The 22,096-nt window shown below is 72.2% G+C and carries 20 protein-coding genes; 11 read left to right on the top strand and 9 right to left on the bottom strand.

From position 1 onward, the window contains the following. Positions 1-42: 42 nt before the first annotated feature. A complete protein-coding gene (gene greA, locus AF1_RS15970; protein WP_067798978.1) occupies positions 43-543 on the bottom strand; it encodes a transcription elongation factor GreA in 501 nt (166 codons plus the stop codon). A gap of 210 nt (positions 544-753) precedes the next feature. Beyond that, positions 754-1,140: a DUF4307 domain-containing protein gene (locus AF1_RS15965; protein WP_067798975.1), complete on the bottom strand. Its 387-nt coding sequence runs from the start codon at positions 1,138-1,140 to the stop codon at positions 754-756. Between the two features lie 174 nt (positions 1,141-1,314). Here AF1_RS15965 and mca point away from each other — a divergent pair, with 174 nt between their 5' ends. The 3 genes from mca (at position 1,315) to AF1_RS15950 (ending at position 3,270) form a co-directional block, all read left to right on the top strand. Further along, entirely contained in the window at positions 1,315-2,172 is an 858-nt protein-coding gene (mca, locus tag AF1_RS15960; RefSeq protein ID WP_067799008.1) for a mycothiol conjugate amidase Mca, read from the top strand. Then, positions 2,172-2,405 (top strand): hypothetical protein, encoded by a 234-nt coding sequence (locus tag AF1_RS15955; protein WP_067799005.1) that lies wholly within the window; start codon positions 2,172-2,174, stop codon positions 2,403-2,405. The genes mca and AF1_RS15955 overlap by 1 nt, the downstream gene beginning before the upstream one ends. A gap of 67 nt (positions 2,406-2,472) precedes the next feature. Further along, a complete protein-coding gene (locus tag AF1_RS15950; RefSeq protein WP_157419206.1) occupies positions 2,473-3,270 on the top strand; it encodes a tetratricopeptide repeat protein in 798 nt (265 codons plus the stop codon). Between the two features lie 3 nt (positions 3,271-3,273). On the opposite strand, the gene AF1_RS15945 is transcribed toward AF1_RS15950, so the two are convergent. Next, positions 3,274-3,750, bottom strand: coding sequence for a pyridoxamine 5'-phosphate oxidase family protein (locus tag AF1_RS15945; RefSeq protein WP_131732638.1), 477 nt, complete (start codon positions 3,748-3,750; stop codon positions 3,274-3,276). Positions 3,751-3,829: 79 nt separating this feature from the next. Here AF1_RS15945 and AF1_RS15940 point away from each other — a divergent pair, with 79 nt between their 5' ends. From AF1_RS15940 to AF1_RS15930, 3 genes are all read left to right on the top strand, one after another. Then, the gene (locus tag AF1_RS15940; protein WP_067798970.1) at positions 3,830-4,807 is read left to right on the top strand and encodes a ribonuclease Z; all 978 of its coding nucleotides are present in this window, start codon (positions 3,830-3,832) and stop codon (positions 4,805-4,807) included. Then, positions 4,804-6,789, top strand: a complete 1,986-nt coding sequence (locus AF1_RS15935; RefSeq protein WP_067798967.1) for a thioredoxin domain-containing protein — start codon at positions 4,804-4,806, stop codon at positions 6,787-6,789. The genes AF1_RS15940 and AF1_RS15935 overlap by 4 nt, the downstream gene beginning before the upstream one ends. Before the next feature lie 210 nt (positions 6,790-6,999). Next, positions 7,000-8,184: a C40 family peptidase gene (locus AF1_RS15930; RefSeq protein ID WP_067798964.1), complete on the top strand. Its 1,185-nt coding sequence runs from the start codon at positions 7,000-7,002 to the stop codon at positions 8,182-8,184. A 38-nt stretch (positions 8,185-8,222) separates the two neighbouring features. Here the strand turns inward: AF1_RS15930 and AF1_RS15925 are convergent, their stop codons facing one another. Both AF1_RS15925 and AF1_RS15920 read right to left on the bottom strand, forming a co-directional pair. Then, a complete protein-coding gene (locus AF1_RS15925) occupies positions 8,223-8,864 on the bottom strand; it encodes an acyl-CoA-like ligand-binding transcription factor (protein WP_067798961.1) in 642 nt (213 codons plus the stop codon). Beyond that, positions 8,845-10,377, bottom strand: a complete 1,533-nt coding sequence (locus AF1_RS15920; protein ID WP_067798957.1) for an MFS transporter — start codon at positions 10,375-10,377, stop codon at positions 8,845-8,847. Before AF1_RS15920 ends, AF1_RS15925 begins: the two co-directional genes overlap by 20 nt. 123 nt (positions 10,378-10,500) lie before the next feature. Here AF1_RS15920 and AF1_RS15915 point away from each other — a divergent pair, with 123 nt between their 5' ends. The 4 genes from AF1_RS15915 (at position 10,501) to AF1_RS35870 (ending at position 14,998) form a co-directional block, all read left to right on the top strand. Beyond that, positions 10,501-11,019, top strand: coding sequence for a hypothetical protein (locus tag AF1_RS15915; RefSeq protein ID WP_067798954.1), 519 nt, complete (start codon positions 10,501-10,503; stop codon positions 11,017-11,019). A 204-nt stretch (positions 11,020-11,223) separates the two neighbouring features. Continuing rightward, entirely contained in the window at positions 11,224-12,075 is an 852-nt protein-coding gene (locus AF1_RS15910) for an isoprenyl transferase (RefSeq protein WP_084262985.1), read from the top strand. Positions 12,076-12,243: 168 nt separating this feature from the next. Beyond that, on the top strand, positions 12,244-13,569 hold the full coding sequence (locus AF1_RS15905) for a PhoH family protein (RefSeq protein WP_067798951.1): 1,326 nt from the start codon (positions 12,244-12,246) through the stop codon (positions 13,567-13,569). Positions 13,570-14,095: 526 nt separating this feature from the next. Beyond that, positions 14,096-14,998 (top strand): aggregation-promoting factor C-terminal-like domain-containing protein, encoded by a 903-nt coding sequence (locus AF1_RS35870; RefSeq protein WP_067798948.1) that lies wholly within the window; start codon positions 14,096-14,098, stop codon positions 14,996-14,998. 49 nt (positions 14,999-15,047) lie between these two features. Here the strand turns inward: AF1_RS35870 and AF1_RS15895 are convergent, their stop codons facing one another. From AF1_RS15895 to AF1_RS15880, 4 genes are all read right to left on the bottom strand, one after another. After that, the gene (locus tag AF1_RS15895; RefSeq protein WP_067798946.1) at positions 15,048-16,448 is read right to left on the bottom strand and encodes a class II fumarate hydratase; all 1,401 of its coding nucleotides are present in this window, start codon (positions 16,446-16,448) and stop codon (positions 15,048-15,050) included. Positions 16,449-16,545: 97 nt separating this feature from the next. Next, complete coding sequence (locus tag AF1_RS35710; protein ID WP_084262984.1) at positions 16,546-17,808, bottom strand: serine/threonine-protein kinase; 1,263 nt, start codon at positions 17,806-17,808, stop codon at positions 16,546-16,548. Positions 17,809-17,967: 159 nt separating this feature from the next. Beyond that, positions 17,968-19,608, bottom strand: a complete 1,641-nt coding sequence (locus tag AF1_RS15885) for a fumarate hydratase (protein WP_067798942.1) — start codon at positions 19,606-19,608, stop codon at positions 17,968-17,970. Between the two features lies 1 nt (position 19,609). Next, complete coding sequence (locus tag AF1_RS15880; RefSeq protein WP_067798941.1) at positions 19,610-20,554, bottom strand: DMT family transporter; 945 nt, start codon at positions 20,552-20,554, stop codon at positions 19,610-19,612. Positions 20,555-20,667: 113 nt separating this feature from the next. Between AF1_RS15880 and pdxR the strand changes: the two genes are divergently transcribed. Next, positions 20,668-22,080 (top strand): MocR-like pyridoxine biosynthesis transcription factor PdxR, encoded by a 1,413-nt coding sequence (gene pdxR, locus AF1_RS15875; protein WP_067798940.1) that lies wholly within the window; start codon positions 20,668-20,670, stop codon positions 22,078-22,080. The last annotated feature ends 16 nt before the right edge of the window (positions 22,081-22,096 follow it).

The following is a 22,096-nucleotide window of genomic DNA, read 5'->3' as shown; positions in this document are numbered from 1 at the left end:
AGGGCCCGACGCCGAGGGCGACGCAATCAATACAGCCGAGGGCTACGCCGTTCCGTACGCCGTCGCGTCGAGGATTTCCACGGTCATGGCGCGGCCGTTGGGGAGGTTGTAGGTGGCCTTCTCGCCGACCTTCTTGCCGTTGATGGCGGCGCCGAGGGGCGACTTGGGCGAGTAGACGTCGATGGGGGCGCCGACCTCCTCGCGGGAGGCGAGCAGGAAGGTGACCTCCTCGTCGTCGCCCTCGAAGGAGATCGTGACGGTCATACCGGGGCCGACGACGCCATCGGTGCGCGGAGCTTCCCCGACGCGCGCGTTCTCCAGGATGCTCTGGAGTTGGAGGATCCGGCCCTCGATCTTGCCCTGTTCTTCCTTGGCCGCGTGGTAGCCGCCGTTCTCGCGCAGGTCGCCCTCCTCCCGCGCCGCCTCGATCTTCTGAGCGATCTCGATGCGGCCCGGGCCCGACAGGTGCTCCAGCTCAGCCTTGAGCCGGTCGTACGCCTCCTGCGTCAGCCAGGTGACGTTGTCAGCGCGGGTCTCGGTCACGGGTACTCCTCATCCACATGGTGCGATCCTCACCCGCCCACGCGGGTGGGTGTCACATCGACATGAAGTGCGGCCGGGTGAAACCTCTAGCCTATCCGGTGTGTGCGGGTAAAGGTTCCCTGAACTCGGCGTCCGCAATCCGCCAAACGTGGCTCGTCGTTCCCCCGGCGCATGGGCGGTTTCGGGTGGTCCAGCCCGGTCATGCCTTGCTCATGCCTTGCGGCAGTCATGGATCCGGGCGCCGGTGGCACGCCGCGGTGTCGTCAGCGTCTCTGTCTCCTTGACGCTGGACTTCCCTGCCGGGACGGAGACCTCCTTCTTCGCGAGGATCGCGAAGTCGGTGTCGTAGGCGTCCACCGTGCAGCGCACGTCGTCGCCCTTGGCCTTGGCCACCGTGAAGGTGATCTTCACCGAGGTGTCGGTGATGTCGTAGGCGATCGTCTGCGGGACGATCCCGGGGGTCTGTCCCGTGTGCGCGGCGAGGATCCCCATCCCGACCGCCATCAGCGCCGACAGCAGCCCGACGACCACCAGCCCGAACCGGCCGCCCCGCCGGGTCCCGGCGGGCGCCGCTGTTTTCGACACGCTCGTCGTCATGGCGGGGAATCTCCGTGCGGTGGGCGGACGTTGTCAGGGACAATTCTCGTCTGTGCCGGCGCGTGCCTCGAACCGGGGGCCGCAAAGTAAGTCCCGAGAGGAAGAACCGTGTCCGAGGTCATCGACGGTACGACGCTCGACCGGCAGTGCGGTGGCGATGGGCCGCTGCGGCTCATGGCGGTGCACGCCCATCCCGACGACGAGTCCAGCAAGGGCGCCGCCACGATGGCCAGGTACGTCGCGGAAGGCGTCGAGGTCCTCGTCGTCACCTGCACGGGCGGGGAGCGCGGCGACATCCTGAACCCGGCGATGGACCGCCCGGAGATCAAGGCGGACATCGGCAAGGTCCGCGAGGCGGAGATGGCGCGGGCCCGCGAGATCCTCGGCGTCGAGCAGCGCTGGCTCGGCTTCGTCGACTCCGGCTTCCCGGAGGGCGACCCGCCGCCGCCGCTGCCGGAGGGCTGCTTCGCGCTGGAGCCGCGGGAGACCGCGGCCGAGCCGCTGGTGCGCGCCGTCCGCGACTTCCGTCCGCATGTGATGCTCACCTACGACGAGAACGGCGGGTACCCCCACCCCGACCACGTGAAGTGCCACGAGGTGTCGGTCGAGGCGTTCGAGGCCGCGGGCGACCCGGAGCGCTACCCGGGCACGGGCGAGCCCTGGCAGCCGCTCAAGCTCTACTACCACATGACCTTCAACAAGGGACGCATCCTTGCCCTGCACGCCGCCATGGAGAAGGCCGGCCTGGAGTCGCCCTACGCCGACTGGCTGAAGCGCTTGGAGGAGGAAAAGCGCCCCAAGTGGGAGGTGACCACACGCGTCCCGTGCGCCGACCACTTCGAGACCAGGGACCGCGCCCTGCTCGCCCATGCCACCCAGATCGATCCCGACGGCTTCTGGTTCGTCGTCCCGATGGACGTCCAGCGCGAGGCATGGCCGACCGAGGACTACCATTTGGCCAGGTCCCTCGTCGATACCGAGGTGCCGGAGGACGACTTGTTCGCCGGTATCCGGGAGAAGGTGTGTCTGTGATGTCTCCGCTCATCGCCTTGCCGCTGAACGATGACACGGTCAGTCCCGGCTTCCTCGGTTTCGGGGTCTTCCTCGCCCTGCTGGCCGCGACGGTCTTCCTGATCCGCTCGATGAGCAAGCAGATGAAGAAGATCCAGGCGCCTCGCGAGGAGGACCTCAGGCAGCAGGAATGGGAACGCGCCCAGGCGAAGAAGAGCGGCGCGGCCACCGGGCCCGACGGCGACGACGCCTGACCGCCGGCCGGGCGCGGGCCCCGTGCCCGGCCGGTTCGATCCGGCCGCGTCCGGGGAGGACCCCGACGTGCGCGCGAACTTCGAGGACGCCTACCGGGAGCTCGACCCGGCGGCGGCCCGGCTGCTCCGGCTGCTGAGCCTGCCGCCCGGTGACGAGTTCGGGCCCGCGGCGGCCGGCGCCCTCGCGGGCGTCCCCGGGACCGAGGCCCGCGAACTGCTGGAGACGCTGACGGCACGCGGGCTCGTCACGGCGTCCGGCGACCGGTTCCGGCTCCCCGAAGCGGTGCGCGGCCACGCGCGGCGGCAGGCCGACCGTGCGGAGACCGAGGCGGAGCGGAACGCCGCGCTGCACCGCCTCCTCGACCACGCCCTCGCCTCCGCGACCGCGGGCGGCGAACCCCGGGGCCTGGCTCTGCTGGACCGCGAACGCTGGTCGGAGGCGGCCGAGGTGCTGGAGGAACGCCTCCGCGACACCGAAGCCGGCGGTGACCCGTACGAGATCCTGCCGGCCCGCCACGATCTCGCCCGCGCCCTGGTCAAGACGGACGAACTGGAGCGCGCCATCGAACTCCTCGGCCCGCTCCCGGGTGAGTTCGCCGCCCTCCCCGAACCGGACCAGCACAACCGCGCCCGCGCCCTGACCACCCTGGGCGAGGCGTACCTGCGCGCACACCGCCCCGTCGCGGCCGTCAACTTCTTCGGGCAGGCCCTGGAGATCCACCGGAAACGGGGCGCCGCCGGCGACCAGGCCGCCATGTTCGTCCGCATGGCCGACGCCGCCCGGCAGCGCGCCGACCGCGCCGCCGAATACGCCGCCCTGCTCCGCGCGATGGACCTGTGCGGCCCACCGCCCCCCGGCACGTGACCACTACACCTTGCGGTGGTCCCAGCTGACGATGCGGTCGGGTTCCATGACGATGAGGACGCGCTTGGCGAGAGCCTGCTCGATGCCCTCGGCGATGACCGGGTCGACGGGTTCGCCGATCTCGGGGACGGGGAGGCCCGCCATGCGGGAGCCGACGACCATGCCGACCTTGCTGCGGGGGCCGGGGTCCTCGACGATGAGGCCGCGGCCGTAGAGGGCGACGCCGCGCAGTTCGTTGTACTCGACGCCGTCCTCCACCAGGCAGGTCATGGTGGGGTTGCGGCGCAGGTTCACCACCTTCTGCGACGACTTGTAGGTGGTGAAGGCGATCTTGCCGTCGAGCAGCGCGTAGAACATCGCGACGAGGTGCGGTTCGCCGTCCTTGCCGATGGTGGCGACCTGGACCTTGAAGTTGTCGGCGAGATAGGACGCCACCTCGTCCGGCGTCATCTTGATCTTGTCGCGCTTGCTCCCGGCCAACGGGCTCTCCCTTGTTCGCCTGTATCGCGCACAGAATAACCAAGCGCTTGCCCGCCGCCTCACCCGACACCATGGAGGGATGTCGGTTCGCGAACTCGTTGTCCTCGGCTCCGCCAGCGCGGTGCCCACCAAGGCCCGCAACCACAACGGGTACCTGCTGCGCTGGGACGGCCACGGGGTGCTGTTCGACCCCGGCGAGGGGACGCAGCGGCAGATGGCGCACGCGGGGGTGTCGGCGAACGACGTGACGTGGATCTGCGTGACGCACTTCCACGGCGACCACTGCCTCGGCGTGCCCGGCATCGTCCAGCGCATCGCGCGTGACGGCGTCGAGCATCCGGTGGACGCGGCGTTCCCGGCGAGCGGCCGGCGGTACTGGGAGCGGCTGCGGCACGCGGCCGTCTTCCGGGACACCGGCGTGATCCGCGAGCGGCCCGTGTCCGGCGAGCGGATGCCGCTCGACACCGGCGACGCCCCGTTCCGGCTGGTCGCGCGGAGGCTGTCGCATCCGGTCGAGGCGTACGGGTACCGGCTGGAGGAGCCCGGCGGCCGGACGATGCTGCCCGCCGAACTCGCCGCCCGGGGCGTCCGGGGGCCGATGGTCCGGCGCCTCCAGGAGGAGGGCCGGGTGACCGCGCGGAACGGCCGCACGGTCACGCTTGAGGAGTGCAGCGTCCCCCGGCCCGGGCAGAAGGTCGCGTTCGTCATGGACACCCGGCTCTGCGACGGCGTCCGCGAACTGGCCGACGGGGTGGACATGCTCGTCATCGAGTCGACGTTCCTGCACGAGGACGCCGCGCTGGCCACCGAGTACGGCCATCTCACGGCGGCGCAGGCGGGCGCGGTCGCGGCTGAGGCGGGCGTCCGGCACCTGGTCCTCACGCACTTTTCCGAGCGGTACCGCGCCGAGGACGAGCACCGCTTCCTGGACGAGGCGTCCGCCGTGTTCAGGGGCCGCCTGTCCCTGGTCCACGACCTTGATCGGATTCCGCTGCCGCCGCGCCGCGCCGGCCGGGGAAGTGCAGCGGCGGCCCGATCGGGCAGGATCGGGACATGAACCGGCTCAAGGACGCGACCAGCCCGTACCTGCTCCAGCACGCCGGCAACCCGGTGGACTGGTGGGAGTGGAGTGACGAGGCGTTCGCCGAGGCCCGGCGGAGGGACGTCCCCGTCCTCCTTTCTGTTGGATATGCCGCTTGCCACTGGTGCCACGTGATGGCTCATCAGTGCTTCGAGGACGATGAGACCGCGCACGTCATGAACGAGCGGTTCGTGAACATCAAGGTGGACAGGGAAGAGCGGCCGGACATCGACGCCGTCTACATGGAGGCGACCCAGGCCATGACGGGCCAGGGCGGGTGGCCGATGACGGTGTTCATGACGCCGGAGGGGCTCCCGTTCTACTGCGGGACGTACTTCCCGCGAGCGCAGTTCCGGGCGCTGCTGCAGGCCGTGCACAAGGCGTGGACGGAGCAGCGCGACGAGGTGGTGGGGCAGGGGCGGCAGGTCGTCGCGGCGCTCACCTCGCGCGGGTCCGGCCTGGTCGGGACGCAGGTGCCCGGGGAGGAGGCGCTCGCGCACGCGGTGAAGGTGCTCGCCGGGTCCTACGACGCGGTGCGCGGCGGGTTCGGGGGCGCGCCCAAGTTCCCGCCGTCGATGGTGCTGGAGTTCCTGCTGCGGCACCACGCGCGGACGGGGAGCGAGGAGTCGCTCGCGATGGCGTCCCACACCCTGGAGGCGATGGCCAGGGGCGGGATGTACGACCAGATCGGCGGCGGGTTCGCGCGGTACTCGGTGGACGCGCAGTGGGTCGTCCCCCACTTCGAGAAGATGCTCTACGACAATGCGCTTCTGGCGCGGGTCTACGCGCACTGGTGGCGGCTCACCGGGACGCCGTTCGCCCGGCGCGTCGCACTGGAGACGTGCGACTGGATGCTGCGCGACCTGCGGACGGACGAGGGCGGTCTCGCCTCGGCCCTGGACGCCGACAGCGAGGGCGTCGAGGGCAAGTACTACGTGTGGACGCCGGAGCAACTGCGCGAGGTGCTCGGCGAGGAGGACGGCGCGTTCGCGGAGGGCCTCTTCGAGGTGACGGGGACGTTCGAGCACGGGACGTCCGTCCTGCAACTCCTGGGCGACCCGGCGGACACCGAACGGTACGAGCGCGTGCGGACGGCCCTGCTGTCGGCGCGTGCGCACAGGGTTCCGCCCGCGCGGGACGACAAGGTGGTGGCGGCGTGGAACGGGCTCGCCATCGCCGCGCTGGCCGAGTGCGGCGCCCTGTTCGACCGGCCCGACCTCGTCCGGGCGGCCGAGGAGGTGGCGCGGCTGCTGCTGGACGTGCACGAGCGTGACGGGCGGCTGACGCGGACGTCCAGGAACGGGACGGCGGGCGAGAACGCGGGCGTCCTGGAGGACTACGCCGACGTGGCCGAGGGCCTGATCGCCCTGCACGGGGTCACCGGCGACCCGCATCATGTGCGGATGGCCGGCGCGCTGCTGAACACCGTCCTCGAACGGTTCGCCGACGGCGGCGGCGGGTTCTACGACACGGCCGACGATGCGGAGCGGCTGTTCCGGCGCCCGCAGGACCCGACCGACAACGCGACGCCGTCCGGGCAGTTCGCGGCGGCGGGGGCGCTGCTGTCGTTCGCCGCCCTCACCGGCTCGGACTGGCATCGGCTGGCGGCCGAGGGGGCGCTCGCCCTGGCCGGGACGCTCGCCGACAGGCACGCGCGGTTCGCGGGCTGGGGGCTGGCGGTGGCGGAGGCGCACGCGGCGGGCCCGGTGGAGGTCGCGGTGATCGGTGATCCCGGCGACGAGCGCACCGGGGCGCTGCACCGGACGGCCCTCATGGCGGTCGTGCCGGGCGCGGTGGTGAGCGTCGGCGGCCCGGACGCGGAGGGCGTCCCGCTGCTGGAGGGACGCGGCCTGGTGAACGGCGCCCCCGCCGCGTACGTGTGCCGGGGGTTCGTGTGCCGGCTGCCGGTGACGACCCCTGCCGAACTGGCCCGCGAACTGCGGCGGCAATTGGACTGATGGTCCACTTTGTGACAACGTGACCTTGATCTCGTTCCCGTCTGGTGTTACCAATGAGTAGACGAGGCGGAACTGACCCGATGGGGTGCGGCGGACGAGGGTGCCGGATGGCGTGCCGGGTATCTGGACGGTGGCCGGCCATCTGAGTCATAGTCGAGTCCGGGGCACGGTCGGGAACCCGTGCAGGGCGACCTTTCGAGGAGTGTGGCAGTGGGAAAGCCGAACCGCCGGGTCCTACCGACGATCATCGGCGTTTCAGTGCTCACCACCCTCGCCGCCAACGGCGCCGTCCTCCTCGCGCATGGCGGCACCCCGGCGGACGGCCGGCCGGACGAGAAGCGCGCCCAGTACGTGGCCGCGTCCGGCAGCACCGGCCTGTCGCCGTCGGCGGTCGCGCCGCTCGGCAAGCGCCTCTCCCCGCACGTGCTGGTGGCGGCGCCGTCCACGCTGCCGGCGGACGTCGTCCAGAAGGTCCGCGGCGCCAGGGGCGTGCAGGGCGTCGAGATCGTGGACGCCGTGCAGGGCATGGTCGCGGGCAAGCGGGTCGGGTTGATGGGCGTGAACCCGTCCACGTTCCGCAACTACACCCCGAAGCCGACCGCCAAGTCGGACGCGCTCTGGCGCAACATCGCGTCCGGTGACGTCGCGATCTCCTTCACGATGGGCAGCGACGGCGGCGTCGCGCTCGGCAGCCAGGTGCCGGCCGGCGGCCGGCGGCACCAGTCGCAGCTGCGCGTCGGCGCGTACGCGACGATGGGCATCGGCGACGTCGACGCGGTGATCTCGCACGCCACCGCGCAGGCCCTCGGGATGCCGAGCGGCAACGCGATGCTGATCAGCGTCCCGAAGACGAAGCCGAAGGCGTTCATCAAGAGGCTGCGCAAGGTGCTGCCGAAGAACGTCAAGGCCGTCGCGGTGAACCCGGAGATCGACTTCCCGAAGACCGGGGACGTGCCGGCCGCCGGCGGCCGGGTGATGACGGCCAGGCAGGTGCGGACGGTGATCCGCGCGGCCTACACGCGGCTCGGCTGGCCGTACGTGTGGGGCGGCGAGTCCGAGGCCGAGGGCGGCTACGACTGCTCCGGCCTGATGCAGTACGCGTTCGGCAGGGCGGGCATCCGGCTGCCGCGCGTCGCCGCCGACCAGGCCCGCGCCGGCTGGGTCATTCCCTACAGCAAGGCCGAGCCGGGCGACATGCTCATCTGGGCCAACGACCCGACCGCCCCCGGCTACATCTCGCACATCGCCCTCTACCTGGGCGGCGGCAAGATGATCGCCGCGCCGCGCCGGGGCACGGTGGTGCAGGTCCAGGACGTCTACACCCGCAACATGCGCGGCGCCGTCCGCGTCAGCCCGGGGACCGCCGCCCGGGTCGCCGCCGCCATCGGCGGCTGACCGGCGCAGGCGGGCTTCCAGGGGGCACCCCCGGAAGTTCAGAGCGGGCAGCCGCGGCTGAGGAACTCCAGGTTGTGGTCGAGGAGGTCCGGGAGCTCCTCGTAGGTGACCTTGCCTTCCATCACCCGGTACATCGTGGCCTGCATGACGCCGAGGACGGCCCAGCTGAACGCCTCGACGTCCGGGTCGTCGGGCGCGCGGCCCGTCCGGTGCCCGATGACGTCGCTCAGCATCGTGAACGTGCCCTCGCGCATCGCCTCGAACACGTGGGCGCGCACGGCGGGAATGTTCGCGATGAGCCGCATCCGGGCCTTGACGACCTCCAGGTCGGACTCGAACACCTGGGGGAGGAGCTCGCGGAGCATGGTGCGGATCGCCTCGATCGGCGGCAGCTCGCGCGGCAGGCCGCGGGCGATCTCCGCCATGATCGGATCGTACTCGTCGGTGACCACGACGTCTTCCTTGGTGGGGAAGTAGCGGAAGAACGTGCTCGGCGAGATCTCCGCCGCCGCCGCGATCTGCTCCACCGTCGTCTCGTCGTACCCCTGCTCGGCGAAGAGCCGGAGGGCGTGGTCCTGGATCGCCCTCCGGGTCCTCAGCTTCTTGCGCTCCCGCAGCGGCAGCCGGGAGAGCTGCTCCTCCAGCCGGTCGATCGCATGCTCAGGGGACGGCGTTCTCATGAGCCGATTCTCCGACATCGGCGGCGGGGACCGCATCCCCGCGCCCCTGGCCGGGCATGAACAGCCACAGCAGGACGGCCACGGCGAGGGTGGCGGCCCCGCACGCGGCGAACACCGCGTCCATGCCGTGGACGTAGGCGGTGCGCGCGGACGCGAGCAGCCCGTCGTCGTGCAGCCGCCCGGCGACCTGGGCCGCGCCGCCGATGGAGCCGCGGGCCACGTCGGCCGCCGCGGTGGGCAGGTGCCCGGTGGAGACGCGGTCGCGGTAGACGGCGGCGAGGAGGCTGCCGAGGCCCGCGACGCCGAGCGTGCCGCCGGTCTGGCGGAGGGTCTGGACGAGCCCGGAGCCGCGTCCGGCCTCCTCGGGCGGGAGGGCGGCGAGCACGGCGTCCATCGCGGGGATGAGGGTGAGGCCGGCGCCGATCCCGATGACGACCAGCCATGGGGCGGTGGCGCCGTAGCCGTCGCCGGTGCCGGTGGACGCGGCCCAGCCGAGGCCGGCGGCGAGGACCAGCAGGCCCACCACGATGATCGGCTTGTGCCCGGCGCGGGCCGCGACCCGGTCGGTGGCGATCGCGCCCGCCAGCAGGCCGGCCAGCATGGGGGTGATCCTCAGCCCGGTGCCGAGGACGTCGCTGCCCTGGACGGCCTCCAGGTACTGCGGCAGGACGAACAGGAGCCCGCCCAGCACGAGGTTGGCGGCGACGGCGGCGATGACCGCCCACACGAACCCGCGGTTCTGGAACAGCCGCATGTTCAGCATCGGTTCCCCGGTCCGCCGCTCCGCGAGCACGAACCCGGTGAGCAGGAGCACGGCGAGGGCGAACGAGCCGAGTACGAGGGGGTCGGTCCAGCCGCGCACGGGTGCCTCGATCACCCCGTAGACGAGCGCGACGAGCCCGCCCATCGACAGAAGCGAGCCGGCCAGGTCGACGCGCGGGGCCGCGGGGTCCTTGGTCTCGGGCAGCAGGAGCGCGACCGCGCCGCCGCCGACCACCACGAACGGGACGTTGACCAGGAAGATCGAGCCCCACCAGAAGTGCTCCAGCAGCCAGCCGCCGAGCAGCGGGCCGAGCGGCAGCCCGAGCGCGGTGGCGGCCGACCAGATCGCCACGGCCCTGGTCCGCTCCTCCGGCGGGAAGATCGCCGGCAGCATCGACATGGACAGCGGCAGCACGATCGCCGCACCGAGCCCCATGAACGCGCGGGCGGCGATGACCTCGCCGGTGCCGCCCGCCAGCGCCCCGGCGAGCGAGGCGGCCCCGAAGATCCCGAGGCCGGCCAGCAGCAGCCGCTTGCGGCCGAGCCGGTCGCCGAGCAGCCCCGCGGGGAGCAGGACGGCCGCGAAGACGAGCAGGTAGGAGTCGACGATCCACTGCAGTTCGCTGGTGCCGGCGTGCAGGTCCTCCGACAGCGTGGTCAGCGCCACGTTGAGGATCGTCATGTCGAATCCGAGTGCCAGCATGCTGAGCGCCAGCGCGCCGAGCCCGAGCCAGCGGCGCGCGTGTCCCACCGACAAGGTATTCACCTCCAAATGAATCTGGCTATGAAATGAGAGTAACTCTCAAAAGGTTGTGAATGTCAATCCCGATGGGAGGGTGGCGCCACGACAGAGGAACGTTGTAATTTTGATTACATGAATACCGAAGCGGCGGAGGAGCTGCGCGGCTGGTTCGCCGGGCGGCTGCCCGGTGGGTGGTTCGAGGGCGCACCCGAGGTCGTCCTCGACCGCGAGGAGGTCAGCGTCATCGGCCGGCTGCCCGTGCCGCAGGCCGCCACGGGGGTGTCCGGTGCCGAACGGGCCGGGTTGATCGCCGGGCACGTCCAGCGCTTCCGCGAGGAGACCCGGGAGCGGCGCGTCGCCATCGCCCGCGAGGCCGAGCACCGCTTCGGGCACAAGGTCTCCTGGGGCGTCGAGTGCGGCGGCGAGCGGGAGATGTTCACCCAGCTGTCGGTGCCCGTCATGACCCGGCTGCGGCAGCCCGAGCGCCGCGTCCTGGACACGCTCGTGGACGCCGGCGTCGCGCGCAGCCGTAGCGACGCGCTCGCCTGGTGCGTCCGGCTGGTCGGCAAGAACACCGACGAGTGGCTGTCGGAACTGCGCACCGCCCTGCAGCATGTGGAACGCGCCCGCGCCGCCGGCCCCAGGGCCTGACCCCCCTTCACGACCAGGATCGACGCAGGCCTATGCGGGCCAAACGCCCCCTTTCGAACCGGCTCCCGCACTACCCTGGCTGCACCGCGACCGGCGGGAGAAGTGTCGCCGCCAGGCCATAATTGAGCGTCCTCCCGCCAGGGCCAGGTCGCTCGAAGGGAAGCCCATATGGGGGTTCGGCGTACGGGAAGGCCGCGTAGGGCGATGCCCCGCGGCGGGCGGAGCGAGGGCGCGCGCCGCCGTCCAGCCGAGGGCGGGCGGCTGGTGTCCGCCATCCGCCGCAGCGGTCCGTACGCGGCCGTACGCGACGTCGTCTACCGGCTGTACGAGCGCCGCGTCGAGGCCGACCTGCCGACCGACATCACCCCCCGGCATGTCGGCGTCATCCTGGACGGGAACCGGCGCTGGGCCAGGTCGATGGGGCTCGCCGACGTCAACTCCGGGCACCAGCGCGGCGCGGCGAAGATCTCCGAGCTGCTGCAGTGGAGCGCGGAGGCGGGCGTCGAGGTCGTCACGCTCTGGCTGCTGTCCACCGACAACCTGAACCGTCCCGCCGCCGAGCTGGATCCGCTGCTGGAGATCATCGAGAACACCGTCCGCAAGCTCGCCGCCGACGGCTGGCACGTCAAGCCCGTCGGCGCCCTCGACCTCCTGCCCGATAAGACCGCGCGCGTCCTGAAAGACGCGGCTGAGACCACATCCGGCGCTCCCGGCCTGATTGTGAACGTCGCGGTCGGGTATGGAGGTAGGCGTGAGATCGCTGATGCGGTGCGCTCACTGCTCATCGAGCAGGCGAGCCGTGGCACCAGCATCGAGGAACTCGCCGAGTCCCTCGACGTGGAGCACATCGCGGAGCATCTCTACACGCGCGGCCAGCCGGACCCGGACCTGGTCATCCGCACCTCGGGGGAGCAGCGTCTCTCCGGCTTCATGCTCTGGCAGAGCGCCCACTCGGAGTTCTACTTCTGCGAGGTCCACTGGCCGGACTTCCGCAAGGTGGACTTCCTCCGGGCCATGCGCTCCTACGCCGCGCGGCACCGGCGCTACGGCACCTGACCGTCCCCTGCGGACCACCGCCCCCTGGGCGGCTCTCTTCTGGGGGGACGATCCCCCAGGCTCCCCGCGGAAGGGCGTTCGGGACCTGGGCGCCACCGATAGGTTCCCCATAGTCAGGGAGATCGAGTGGCCACATCCTCCGCGCGCCGTCCCGGCACGTCCGGGAGCATGTCCGGGACGCCCGTTCCGGCCCGGCGCACGTACGTCCTCGACACCAGCGTCCTGCTCGCCGACCCGGGGGCGCTGACCCGGTTCGCCGAGCACGAGGTCGTACTCCCCATCGTCGTCATCTCCGAGCTGGAGGCCAAGCGGCACCACCCCGAGCTCGGGTACTTCGCCCGGCAGGCGCTGCGCACCCTGGACGACCTGCGGCTGCGGAACGGGCGGCTGGACGAGCCCGTGTCGGTCGAGGGGCCGAACGGGGACCAGGGCGGCACGCTCCGCGTCGAGCTGAACCACTCCGACCCGAGCGTCCTGCCGGCCGGGTTCCGGCTCGGTGACAACGACACCCGGATCCTGTCGGTGGCCGGCTGGCTGGCGCACGAGGGACGGGACGTCGTGCTCGTCTCCAAGGACCTGCCGATGCGGGTGAAGGCGTCCGCGGTGGGGCTCGCCGCCGAGGAGTACCGGGCGGAAATGGCCGTCGTGGAGTCCGGCTGGACCGGCATGCGCGAGCTGGAGGTGCCGGCCGGGGCCGTCGAGGAGCTGTACGAGTCGGGAAGCGCCGATCTGGAGGAGGCCAGGGACCTGCCCTGCCACACCGGGCTGCGGCTGCTGTCGGAGCGCGGCTCCGCGCTCGGCCGGACGCGGCCGGACAAGTCGGTGCGGCTGGTGCGCGGCGACCGCGAGGTGTTCGGGCTGCGCGGCCGGTCCGCGGAGCAGCGGATCGCGCTCGACCTGCTGATGGACGAGGACGTCGGCATCGTCTCGCTCGGCGGGCGGGCCGGCACGGGCAAGTCGGCGCTCGCGCTGTGCGCGGGGCTGGAGGCCGTCCTGGAGCGGCGCCGGCACCGCAAGGTCGTGGTGTTCCGCCCGCTGTACGCGGTCGGCGGCCAGGAGCTCGGCTACCTGCCCGGCTCGGAGAACGAGAAGATGTCGCCGTGGGCCCAGGCGGTCTACGACACGCTGTCGGCGGTGACGACGCCGGAGGTCATCGAGGAGGTCCTGGAACGCGGCATGCTGGAGGTCCTGCCGCTGACGCACATCCGGGGCCGGTCGCTGCACGACGCGTTCGTGATCGTGGACGAGGCGCAGTCGCTGGAGCGCGGCGTGCTGCTGACCGTCCTGTCGCGGATCGGCGCCGGGTCGCGGGTCGTGCTGACCCACGACGTGGCGCAGCGCGACAACCTGCGGGTGGGACGGCACGACGGCGTCGCGGCCGTGGTGGAACGGTTGAAAGGCCACCCGCTGTTCGCGCATGTGACGCTGACCAGGTCGGAACGCTCGCCGATCGCCGAACTGGTGACCGACATGCTCGGTGACGTGGGCGTGTAAGGCGACGGGCGGAGCATGCGAAACCCCGGCCGGGACCTGGCGGAACCGGCCGGGGTTTCGTGTCTCAGAACACGGGTGTTGTTCCCTACGGAATGTGATCATCAAACCTCGTAGCGTGGACTTGTGATTAAGGTCACATGAACGCGGCGAGTGGCGAAGAAGCCCAGCCTGGTCGGGGGTTTCGCCGGTCTTCCGGGGAGTTGACAACGGCCCCACCCGCCGCAATCATCCCGTTTCGGTTGCGAAGCAGCCCTCGGGCTCCGGCATTGTGTCTGCTCGTAAGCACCCCCGAGCGGTGCCAGGCCGGAGCGCGGCCCCCTGACGACGCGCGCCGGACACGGCGCCGGCCCGGGCCCGGAGCCGCCCGGCCTGCCGGCGGACCGCCGGGCCGGGGGTGGAAACAGCTCGTGCGCGTGTCCATGCGCGTGCGACCGTCGGAAGGACCGCCTTGTACGGAGACCGCCCCGGGTCCCCTAGGCGAGACGATCGACAGAACTTCGACCCCCCGGCCCCCGCCGTCGACGCGATGGCCGCCTTCGAGCCGCCGTCCCCGGCGCAGGCACCCGCGCCGCACGGGCAGGCCCCGCACGAGGACGACGTGCGGGTCGCCGGCACCGACCGCACCCAGGTGGGCGCCCCCGCCGGTGACACGCTCGGCTTCGGTGCCGTCCCGCCCGAGCCGCCGCACACCGGCGTCTCCGCCGGGGGGCCGCGCGATGAGATCGCGTCGGACCGGCGCGGGCCGCGCGCCCGCCAGGGCGGTTCCGGCAAGCGGGGCGGCACGCGGATCGCCGCGGTCGCCGCGGGCGCGGCCATCGTGCTCGGCGGCGGCGGCGCCGTCGCCGGGTTCGTGCTGACCGGCGGGTCCGGCGACGAGGGAACGACCGTCAAGCCGACCAAGCAGCTGGCGGAGGCGGCCGTGCCGAAGGCCGACCCCAGGGTTCTGGAGCAGCAGCGGCGCGAGCTGGCCCTCAAGCGCGCCTCCCGCGCGACCCGCGAGGACGACGGCAAGGGCCCGTCCCTGCGTCCCAAGGGCGCGCCGATCCCGACCAAGAAGCCGGAAAAGAAGAAGACCCCCACCGGCGGCGGTGGCGGCGGCGGCACGGTCAGCGACCCCGTCCCGGCGGGCGAGGCGCAGAAGATCGCGAAGGAGCTGATGCCGAGCTACGGGTTCACCGGCGACGGCCAGTTCGGCTGCCTGGTGAAGCTCTGGAACAAGGAGAGCGGCTGGAACACCCACGCCGCCAACCCGTCGTCCGGCGCGTACGGCATCCCGCAGGCCCTGCCCGGCTCCAAGATGTCGACGGCCGGCCCCGACTGGCAGAACAACGCCACCACGCAGATCAAGTGGGGCCTCGGCTACATCAAGAGCCGCTACGGCACGCCCTGCGGCGCCTGGTCGCACTCCGAGTCGGTGGGCTGGTACTGAGCCCGGCGCGTCCCGGCGTCCGGAGCGGGCGCCGGGACGCGCGCGGCCGTCAGCCGCGGGACGAACCGGTCATCCCCAGCACGTCGAGCGCCGCGTCGAGCTGCTCGACGGTCAGCCTCCCGTCGTCCACGTAACCGCGTTCGAGCACGACCTCGCGGATCGTCCTGCGTTCCCTGAGCGCCTGCTTGGCGACCTTCGCCGCCTCCTCATAGCCGATGTAGCGGTTCAGCGGCGTGACGATCGACGGCGAGGACTCGGCGTACTCGCGCATTCTGTCCACGTCGGCCTCGATGCCGTCCACGCAGCGGTCCGCGAGCAGCCGTGACACGTGCGCCAGCAGGGAGATCGACTCCAGTACGTTGCGGGCCAGCATCGGCAGCATCACGTTCAGCTCGAAACTGCCGGACGCGCCGCCGAACGCGACCGCCGCGTCGTTCCCGATGACCTGCGCGGCGACCTGCGTGACCGCCTCGGGGATCACCGGGTTCACCTTCCCCGGCATGATCGACGAGCCGGGCTGCAGGTCGGGCAGCCGGATCTCGGCGAGCCCGGCACGCGGGCCGGACCCCATCCAGCGCAGATCATTCGCGATCTTGTAGAGGCTCACCGCGATGGTGCGGAGCGCGCCGGACGCCTCGACCAGGCCGTCCCTCGCCCCCTGCGCCTCGAAGTGGTCGCGGGCCTCGGTCAGCGGCAGCCCGGTGACCCGTGCGATCTCCGCGATGACGCGGGCGGCGAAACCCTCCGGGGTGTTGATCCCGGTGCCGACCGCCGTCCCGCCGAGCGGCAGTTCCGCGAGCCGCGGCAGCACGGCCTCCAGCCGCTCCACGCCGTGCCCGACCTGCGCCGCGTACCCGCCGAACTCCTGGCCGAGCGTCACCGGCGTCGCGTCCATCAGGTGGGTGCGGCCCGCCTTCACCACGGCCGCGAACTCGGCGGCCTTGCGCGCGAGCGCCGCCTCCAGATGCCGCAGCGCGGGGATCAGCTCGTTCAGGACGGCCCCGGTCGCCGCGATATGGATGGAGGACGGGAACACGTCGTTGGACGACTGAGAGGCGTTCACGTGGTCGTTCGGGTGGACCGGACGGCCGAGCCGCTCCTGCGCCAGCGTCGCCACGACCTCGTTGGCGTTCATGTTGGACGACGTCCCGGACCCGGTCTGGAACACGTCGATGGGGAACTCGGCGTCCCACCGCCCGTCCGCGACCTCCCGGGCCGCCTCGGTGATCGCGGCGGCGAGGTCGGAGCCGAGCACGCCGAGTTCGGCGTTGACGACCGCCGCCGCGGCCTTGATCTGGCCGAGCGCGGCGATGTGCGCGGCCTCCAGCGTCCGTCCCGAGATCGGGAAGTTCTCCACCGCCCGCTGCGTCTGCGCGCGCCACTTGGCCGCCACCGGCACCCGGACCTCGCCCATGGAGTCGCGCTCGACCCGGAACTCCTGCTCGGACATGGAAGCCTCCCGCCTGGATCTTCGGCCGTCCTTCATGGCAGCCCGTCGGGCGGCTCCCGCATTCCCCGGGGTGGGCACTCTCACTCCTTGCCGGGGCTCATCCCTTGTTCAGCGTGTAGGTCTGCCGCTCGCCCGGCCTGCCGGGCGGTTTCTGCTGCCCGTTCACCCACACGTCGCAGGCGGACGTGTCGTAGATCACCGCGTTGAGGCGGGGCTGGTCGTACTGCCGCGCGTCGCCCATGTGCAGCGTCTCGTCGCTGAGCACGGTCATCGCGTCGCCCGGCACCGACACGAAGATCTTGCACGTGTCGGTGCGGGCCCGGACGACCAGGGTGCTGGTCGCGACGCCGGGCGGGGTGGCGGCCTGGGCGGAGCCCGGCGGGCTGGACGCCGTGGCCGTGGGGGACGGGCCGGGCTTCTCCCGCATCATGCCGACGATGAGCGCGGTGGCGCCGATCCCGCAGGACGCGGCGGTCGCGGCGACCAGCCCGATCACGATCATCAGCCGGTAGCGGGGGGTCGGCGGGCGGCGGCCGGACCGCGGCCCGGTGAGCGCCCGTTCGAGCCGGTCGACCGCACGGGCGTGGCTGAGCCGCCGGGTCGGGTTCTTCTCCAGCAGCCCGGTGATCACGGGCGCGAGCGCGCCCGCGTTCTGCGGGGGCGGGATCGACTCGTTCGCCAGCGCGGACAGCGTCGCCATCACGTTCTCGCGCTCGAACGGAGGACGTCCCTCCAGCGCGGCGTACAGCGTCGCGCCGAGCGACCACAGGTCGGACCGGGGGGTGGCCTTCTCGCCGGCGGCGACCTCGGGCGCCACGTACGCGGGCGAGCCCATGAAGTGGCCCGTCTTGGTCAGGCTCGCCGAACCCGAGGAGAACGCGAGGCCGAAGTCGGTGAGCACGACCCGGTCGCCGTCCAGCAGCACGTTGCTGGGCTTGAGGTCGCGGTGGACGATCCCGGCCTTGTGCGCGGTGTTGAGGGCGTCCAGCAGCGCGCGGCCGATGTGGGCGACGCGTTCGGGCGGCAGCGGACCCGAACGTTCGATGAGCTGTTCGAGGCTGGGCGCCTCGATCATTTCCATCACGATCCAGGGGCGGCCCTGCTCGATGACCACGTCGTACACCTCGACGATGGAGTGCGTGCGCAGCTGTGCGGGCGCGCGCGCCTCCCGCAGGGTACGGCGGTAGAAGACCACCCGGTCGTCCTCGGCGAGGTTCTCGGGGAGCCGCAGCTCCTTGATCGCCACGGCGCGATCGAGGAGCTCGTCATGCCCTCTCCAGACGGTACCGTTGGCACCCTGACCTATTTCCGAGACCAGCCGGTAGCGCGTCGCGAGAACGAGGCGCTCTGACTGAGACATGGCGGAAAAGATACCGGAGTGGCCGGGCGGTCATTGGGGAGACCTCAGCAGGAACCGAGTTTTCGGCTCAATACTGTGACCTACCGATGAGAAACCGCAGGGAGCGGGCGGCCGACGCCCCCTGCGCCAGGGCCGCCGGACGCCTGCTCCCGCCGAGGGTCAGCGCCTGCCGATGGACAGGACGGGGCCGGTGGTGTCGGCGAAGAAGTCCCCGCCCTTGTCGTCCACCACGATGAACGCGGGAAAGTCCTCGACCTCGATCTTCCAGACGGCCTCCATCCCCAGTTCGGGATATTCCAGGACCTCCACCTTCTTGATGCAGTCCTGGGCGAGGCGGGCGGCGGGGCCGCCGATCGAGCCGAGGTAGAACCCGCCGTGCTCCTTGCAGGCGTCGGTGACCTGCTTCGAGCGGTTGCCCTTCGCCAGCATGACGAGCGAGCCGCCGGCGGCCTGGAACTGCTCGACGTAGGAGTCCATCCGCCCGGCCGTGGTCGGGCCGAACGAGCCGGACGCGTACCCCTCCGGGGTCTTCGCCGGGCCCGCGTAGTAGACGGCGTGGTCGCGCATGTACCGGGGCATCGGCTCGCCCGCGTCCAGCCGCTCCTTGATCTTGGCGTGCGCGATGTCGCGGGCCACGACGAGCGGGCCGGTCAGCGACAGCCGCGTCTTCACCGGGTACTTGGTCAGCTCGGCGCGGATCTCGTCCATCGGGCGGTTGAGGTCGACCCGGACGACCTCGTCGTTCAGGTGCTCGTCGGTCGTGTCGGGCAGGTACCGCGCCGGGTCGGTCTCCAGCCGCTCCAGGAACACGCCCTCCGCGGTGATCTTGGCGAGGGCCTGCCGGTCGGCGCTGCACGACACCGCGATCGCCACCGGGCAGGACGCGCCGTGCCGCGGCAGCCGGATCACCCGCACGTCGTGGCAGAAGTACTTGCCGCCGAACTGCGCGCCGATGCCGAGCTTCTGCGTCAGCTCGAACACCTGGCGCTCCAGCTCCAGGTCGCGGAAGCCGTGCCCGAGCGGCGAACCCTCGGTCGGCATCGTGTCGAGGTAGTGGGCGGAGGCGTACTTGGCGGTCTTCAGCGCGTACTCGGCCGACGTCCCGCCCACCACGATCGCCAGGTGGTAGGGCGGGCACGCGGCGGTGCCGAGCGAGCGGATCTTCTCCTCCAGGAAGGACATCATCCGCTTCGGGTTCAGGACGGCCTTGGTCTCCTGGTACAGGAACGACTTGTTCGCGCTGCCGCCGCCCTTGGCCATGAACAGGAACTTGTAGGCGTCCCCTGGCGCGGCGTACAGCTCGATCTGCGCGGGCAGGTTGTTGCCGGTGTTCTTCTCGTCCCACATGGTGACCGGGGCCATCTGCGAGTAGCGCAGGTTCAGCTTCGTGTACGCGTCGTACACGCCGCGCGAGATGTGCTCCTCGTCCCTGCCGTCGGTGAGGACGTGCTGGCCGCGCTTGCCCATCACGATCGCGGTGCCGGTGTCCTGGCACATCGGCAGGACGCCGCCGGACGCGATGCCCGCGTTCTTCAGCAGGTCCAGGGCCACGAAGCGGTCGTTCGGGGATGCTTCGGGGTCGTCCAGGATGCGGCGGAGCTGAGCCAGGTGCGCGGGACGCAGCAGGTGCGCGACGTCGTGCATCGCGGTCTCGGTGAGCAGCCGCAGGGCCTCCGGCTCGACCCGCAGGAACGTCCGCCCGCCCGCTTCGAACGTGGACACGCCGTCGGAGGTCAGCAGCCGGTAGTCGGTCTCGTCCGGGCCGAGCGGGAGCAGGTCGGTGTAGGAGAATTCAGGCATCTCAGGCAGATCCTCGCGCGATTCCGATGGGGGCCGCCTCACAGGGTACGGGCTCGCCGTCCGGCCGCTCACCGGGTGGTGCGGCGGGCGTCCGGAGCCCGGCGACGACGCCCGCCGCGACCAGCGCCGCGCCCGCGAGATCGGCCGGTCCGGGGCGGTCGACGCCGAGCACGACCGTCGCGATCACCGCGCTGACCGGGATCAGGCCCGCGAACAGTCCCGCGCGGTCGGCGCCGAGCCGCCCGATGGCGTCGTACCAGAGCAGGAACGCGATCGTGGTGACGACCACCGACAGGTAGGCGAAACCCGCCAGTTCGGCGGCGGTCGGGGTGCGGAGCACCCCCGTGCCGTCCACGGCGACGCCGGCGGCCAGCAGCATGGGGGCGGCCAGCGCGGCGGAGTACGCGGAGACCCGCAGCGGGCCCAGCCCGGGCAGCAGCGGGACGGCCAGCAGTGAGAAGCACACCTCCCCGGCGAGCGCGCCGAGCGAGAACAGCAGACCGCGCACGCCGCCGTCGCCGAGCCCGTTGGCCAGCGCCGCGCCGGCCGCGACCACGCACGCGGACAGCACCGTCGCCGGGGCCGGGCGGCGTCCCTCCAGCAGCGGACCGGCCAGCGCGAGGACGATCGGGGCCGTCGCGATCACCGTGCCGATCGTGGCGGGGCTCGTGTCCCGGGTCGCCTCGACGACGCAGATGTTGAACGCGACCAGGCCCGTCGCCGCCAGCGCCGCCAGCAGGAGCCAGTCCCGGAGCGAGGCGTGCCGCGCCGGCCCGCCGCGCAGGCGGACCGCGGCCAGCAGGATGACCGCGGCGACCGCGTACCGGACCGCCTGGCCGCCGAGGACGGGATAGCCGGAGATGGCCGCCGACACGGCGGCCAGCGAGCCGACCAGGAACATCGCGGACCCGGCACCGGCCGTCCCGCGCCTGTGGGAAGCGTTCATGGACGGAACGCTAGGAGCCCATTGGTTTGCTCAACAGGGCCAATCAGTGTGCCAGATCATGGACCAAAGCGGTTCCCGTGACGCTCGCGCCACCTCCTGACGCTGAGTGTCATGTGACCGACCTTCACCTTCCCCTCGACCGGTCCACCGGCCGGCTGGCGGCACAGATCGCCGCCGGTTTCCGCGCGGCCGTCCGCTCGGGCCGGCTGACCGCCGGGACCCGGCTGCCATCGAGCCGCGATCTGGCCCGCGATCTTGACGTCTCCCGCGGCGTCGTCGTCACCGCCTACGAGCAGCTCACCGCCGAGGGCTTCCTGGTCGCCCGGCGCGGCGACGGTACCCGCGTCGCGCCGCTGGCCCGTCCCGACGAGGGGGCCGCGCCGCGTCCCGACGCGCCGCCGCGGCCGAGGGACCCAGAACCCCCGCCGCCCTACGACCTGACACCCGGCCGGCCCGACCTGTCGGCCTTCCCCCGGGAACGCTGGATCACCGCCGCCCGCGCCGCGCTGCGCACACTCGCGCACGACGCGCTCACCTACCCCGACCCCGCCGGCGTCCCGGAGCTGCGCGCCGAACTGGCCGGCTACCTCGGCCGGGTCCGCGCCGCGCACGCCGACCCCGACCGGGTCGTGATCATGAACGGGGTGGCGCACGGGCTGTCCGCGCTGCTGGCGCTGCTGCGCGCCGGCCGGCACACGGCGCTCGCGGTCGAGGACCCCACCAGCGTCCGGCAGTTGCCGATGCTGGCGTCCGCGGGCGTGCGGATCGTCCGGGTCCCGGTGGACGGCGAGGGCCTGGACGTCGCGGCGCTCGCCCGGTCCGAGGCGTGCGCCGTGCTGGTCACGCCCGCGCACCAGTACCCGACCGGCGTCGTGCTGTCCCCGGCCCGCCGCGCCGCGCTGATCGCCTGGGCGCGGGAGGTGGACGGCCTGATCCTGGAGGACGACTACGACGCGGAGTTCCGCTACGACCGCGACCCCGTCGGCTGCCTGCAGGGCGTCGACCCGGACCGGGTCGTCCTGCTCGGCTCGGTGAGCAAGTCCCTCGCCCCCGCGCTCCGCCTCGGCTGGGCCGTCGCGCCGCCGTCCATCGCCCGGCGGCTGCGCGAGCACCGCGCCAACAGCGACCTGGGCGCGCCCGTCCTGGAGCAGTACGCGCTGACCGAGTTCCTCCGCGGCGGCGGGTACGACCGGCACCTGCGCACGATGCGGCGCCGGTACCGGGGCCGGCGGGACGCCCTCGCCGAGGCGCTGGAGGCCCACCTGCCCGACGCGACGGTTCGCGGCGTGTCGGCGGGCATCCACCTCTATGTGGAACTGCCGGCCGGATGTGACGAGGACGAGGTCGTGGCCCGTGCCGCGCAGGAGGGGGTCGCGGTCACCGGCGCCCGGACCATGTGGTCGGCCGAACGCGCCGGTGACGCCCCGCCCGCGCTCGTCCTCGGCTACGCCGGGTTGTCGGAGACCCGCCTGGTCAAGGCCGCGGAACTACTGGGCCGCGCGGTTACCCACGGTGCTGAGGGGTAAGACCGACATCCCCCGG

The sequence above is a fragment of the Actinomadura formosensis NBRC 14204 genome, from assembly GCF_001552155.1.
Lineage (GTDB): Bacteria > Actinomycetota > Actinomycetes > Streptosporangiales > Streptosporangiaceae > Spirillospora > Spirillospora formosensis.
This window is presented reverse-complemented; position numbering and strand designations above follow the sequence as displayed.

Excerpts from the sequence above, each read along its gene's own strand:
- AF1_RS15910 (WP_084262985.1), top strand. The coding sequence starts at position 11,224 with ATGCCCCGCGGCGGGCGGAGCGAGGGCGCGCGCCGCCGTCCAGCCGAG.
- AF1_RS15915 (WP_067798954.1), top strand. The coding sequence starts at position 10,501 with ATGAATACCGAAGCGGCGGAGGAGCTGCGCGGCTGGTTCGCCGGGCGG.
- AF1_RS15935 (WP_067798967.1), top strand. The coding sequence starts at position 4,804 with ATGAACCGGCTCAAGGACGCGACCAGCCCGTACCTGCTCCAGCACGCC.
- AF1_RS15885 (WP_067798942.1), bottom strand. The coding sequence starts at position 19,608 with ATGCCTGAATTCTCCTACACCGACCTGCTCCCGCTCGGCCCGGACGAG.
- AF1_RS15955 (WP_067799005.1), top strand. The coding sequence starts at position 2,172 with ATGTCTCCGCTCATCGCCTTGCCGCTGAACGATGACACGGTCAGTCCC.
- AF1_RS35710 (WP_084262984.1), bottom strand. The coding sequence starts at position 17,808 with ATGTCTCAGTCAGAGCGCCTCGTTCTCGCGACGCGCTACCGGCTGGTC.
- AF1_RS15940 (WP_067798970.1), top strand. The coding sequence starts at position 3,830 with ATGTCGGTTCGCGAACTCGTTGTCCTCGGCTCCGCCAGCGCGGTGCCC.
- AF1_RS15965 (WP_067798975.1), bottom strand. The coding sequence starts at position 1,140 with ATGACGACGAGCGTGTCGAAAACAGCGGCGCCCGCCGGGACCCGGCGG.
- mca (WP_067799008.1), top strand. The coding sequence starts at position 1,315 with ATGGCGGTGCACGCCCATCCCGACGACGAGTCCAGCAAGGGCGCCGCC.
- AF1_RS15880 (WP_067798941.1), bottom strand. The coding sequence starts at position 20,554 with ATGAACGCTTCCCACAGGCGCGGGACGGCCGGTGCCGGGTCCGCGATG.
- AF1_RS15925 (WP_067798961.1), bottom strand. The coding sequence starts at position 8,864 with ATGAGAACGCCGTCCCCTGAGCATGCGATCGACCGGCTGGAGGAGCAG.
- AF1_RS15905 (WP_067798951.1), top strand. The coding sequence starts at position 12,244 with ATGTCCGGGACGCCCGTTCCGGCCCGGCGCACGTACGTCCTCGACACC.
- AF1_RS15895 (WP_067798946.1), bottom strand. The coding sequence starts at position 16,448 with ATGTCCGAGCAGGAGTTCCGGGTCGAGCGCGACTCCATGGGCGAGGTC.
- AF1_RS35870 (WP_067798948.1), top strand. The coding sequence starts at position 14,096 with ATGGCCGCCTTCGAGCCGCCGTCCCCGGCGCAGGCACCCGCGCCGCAC.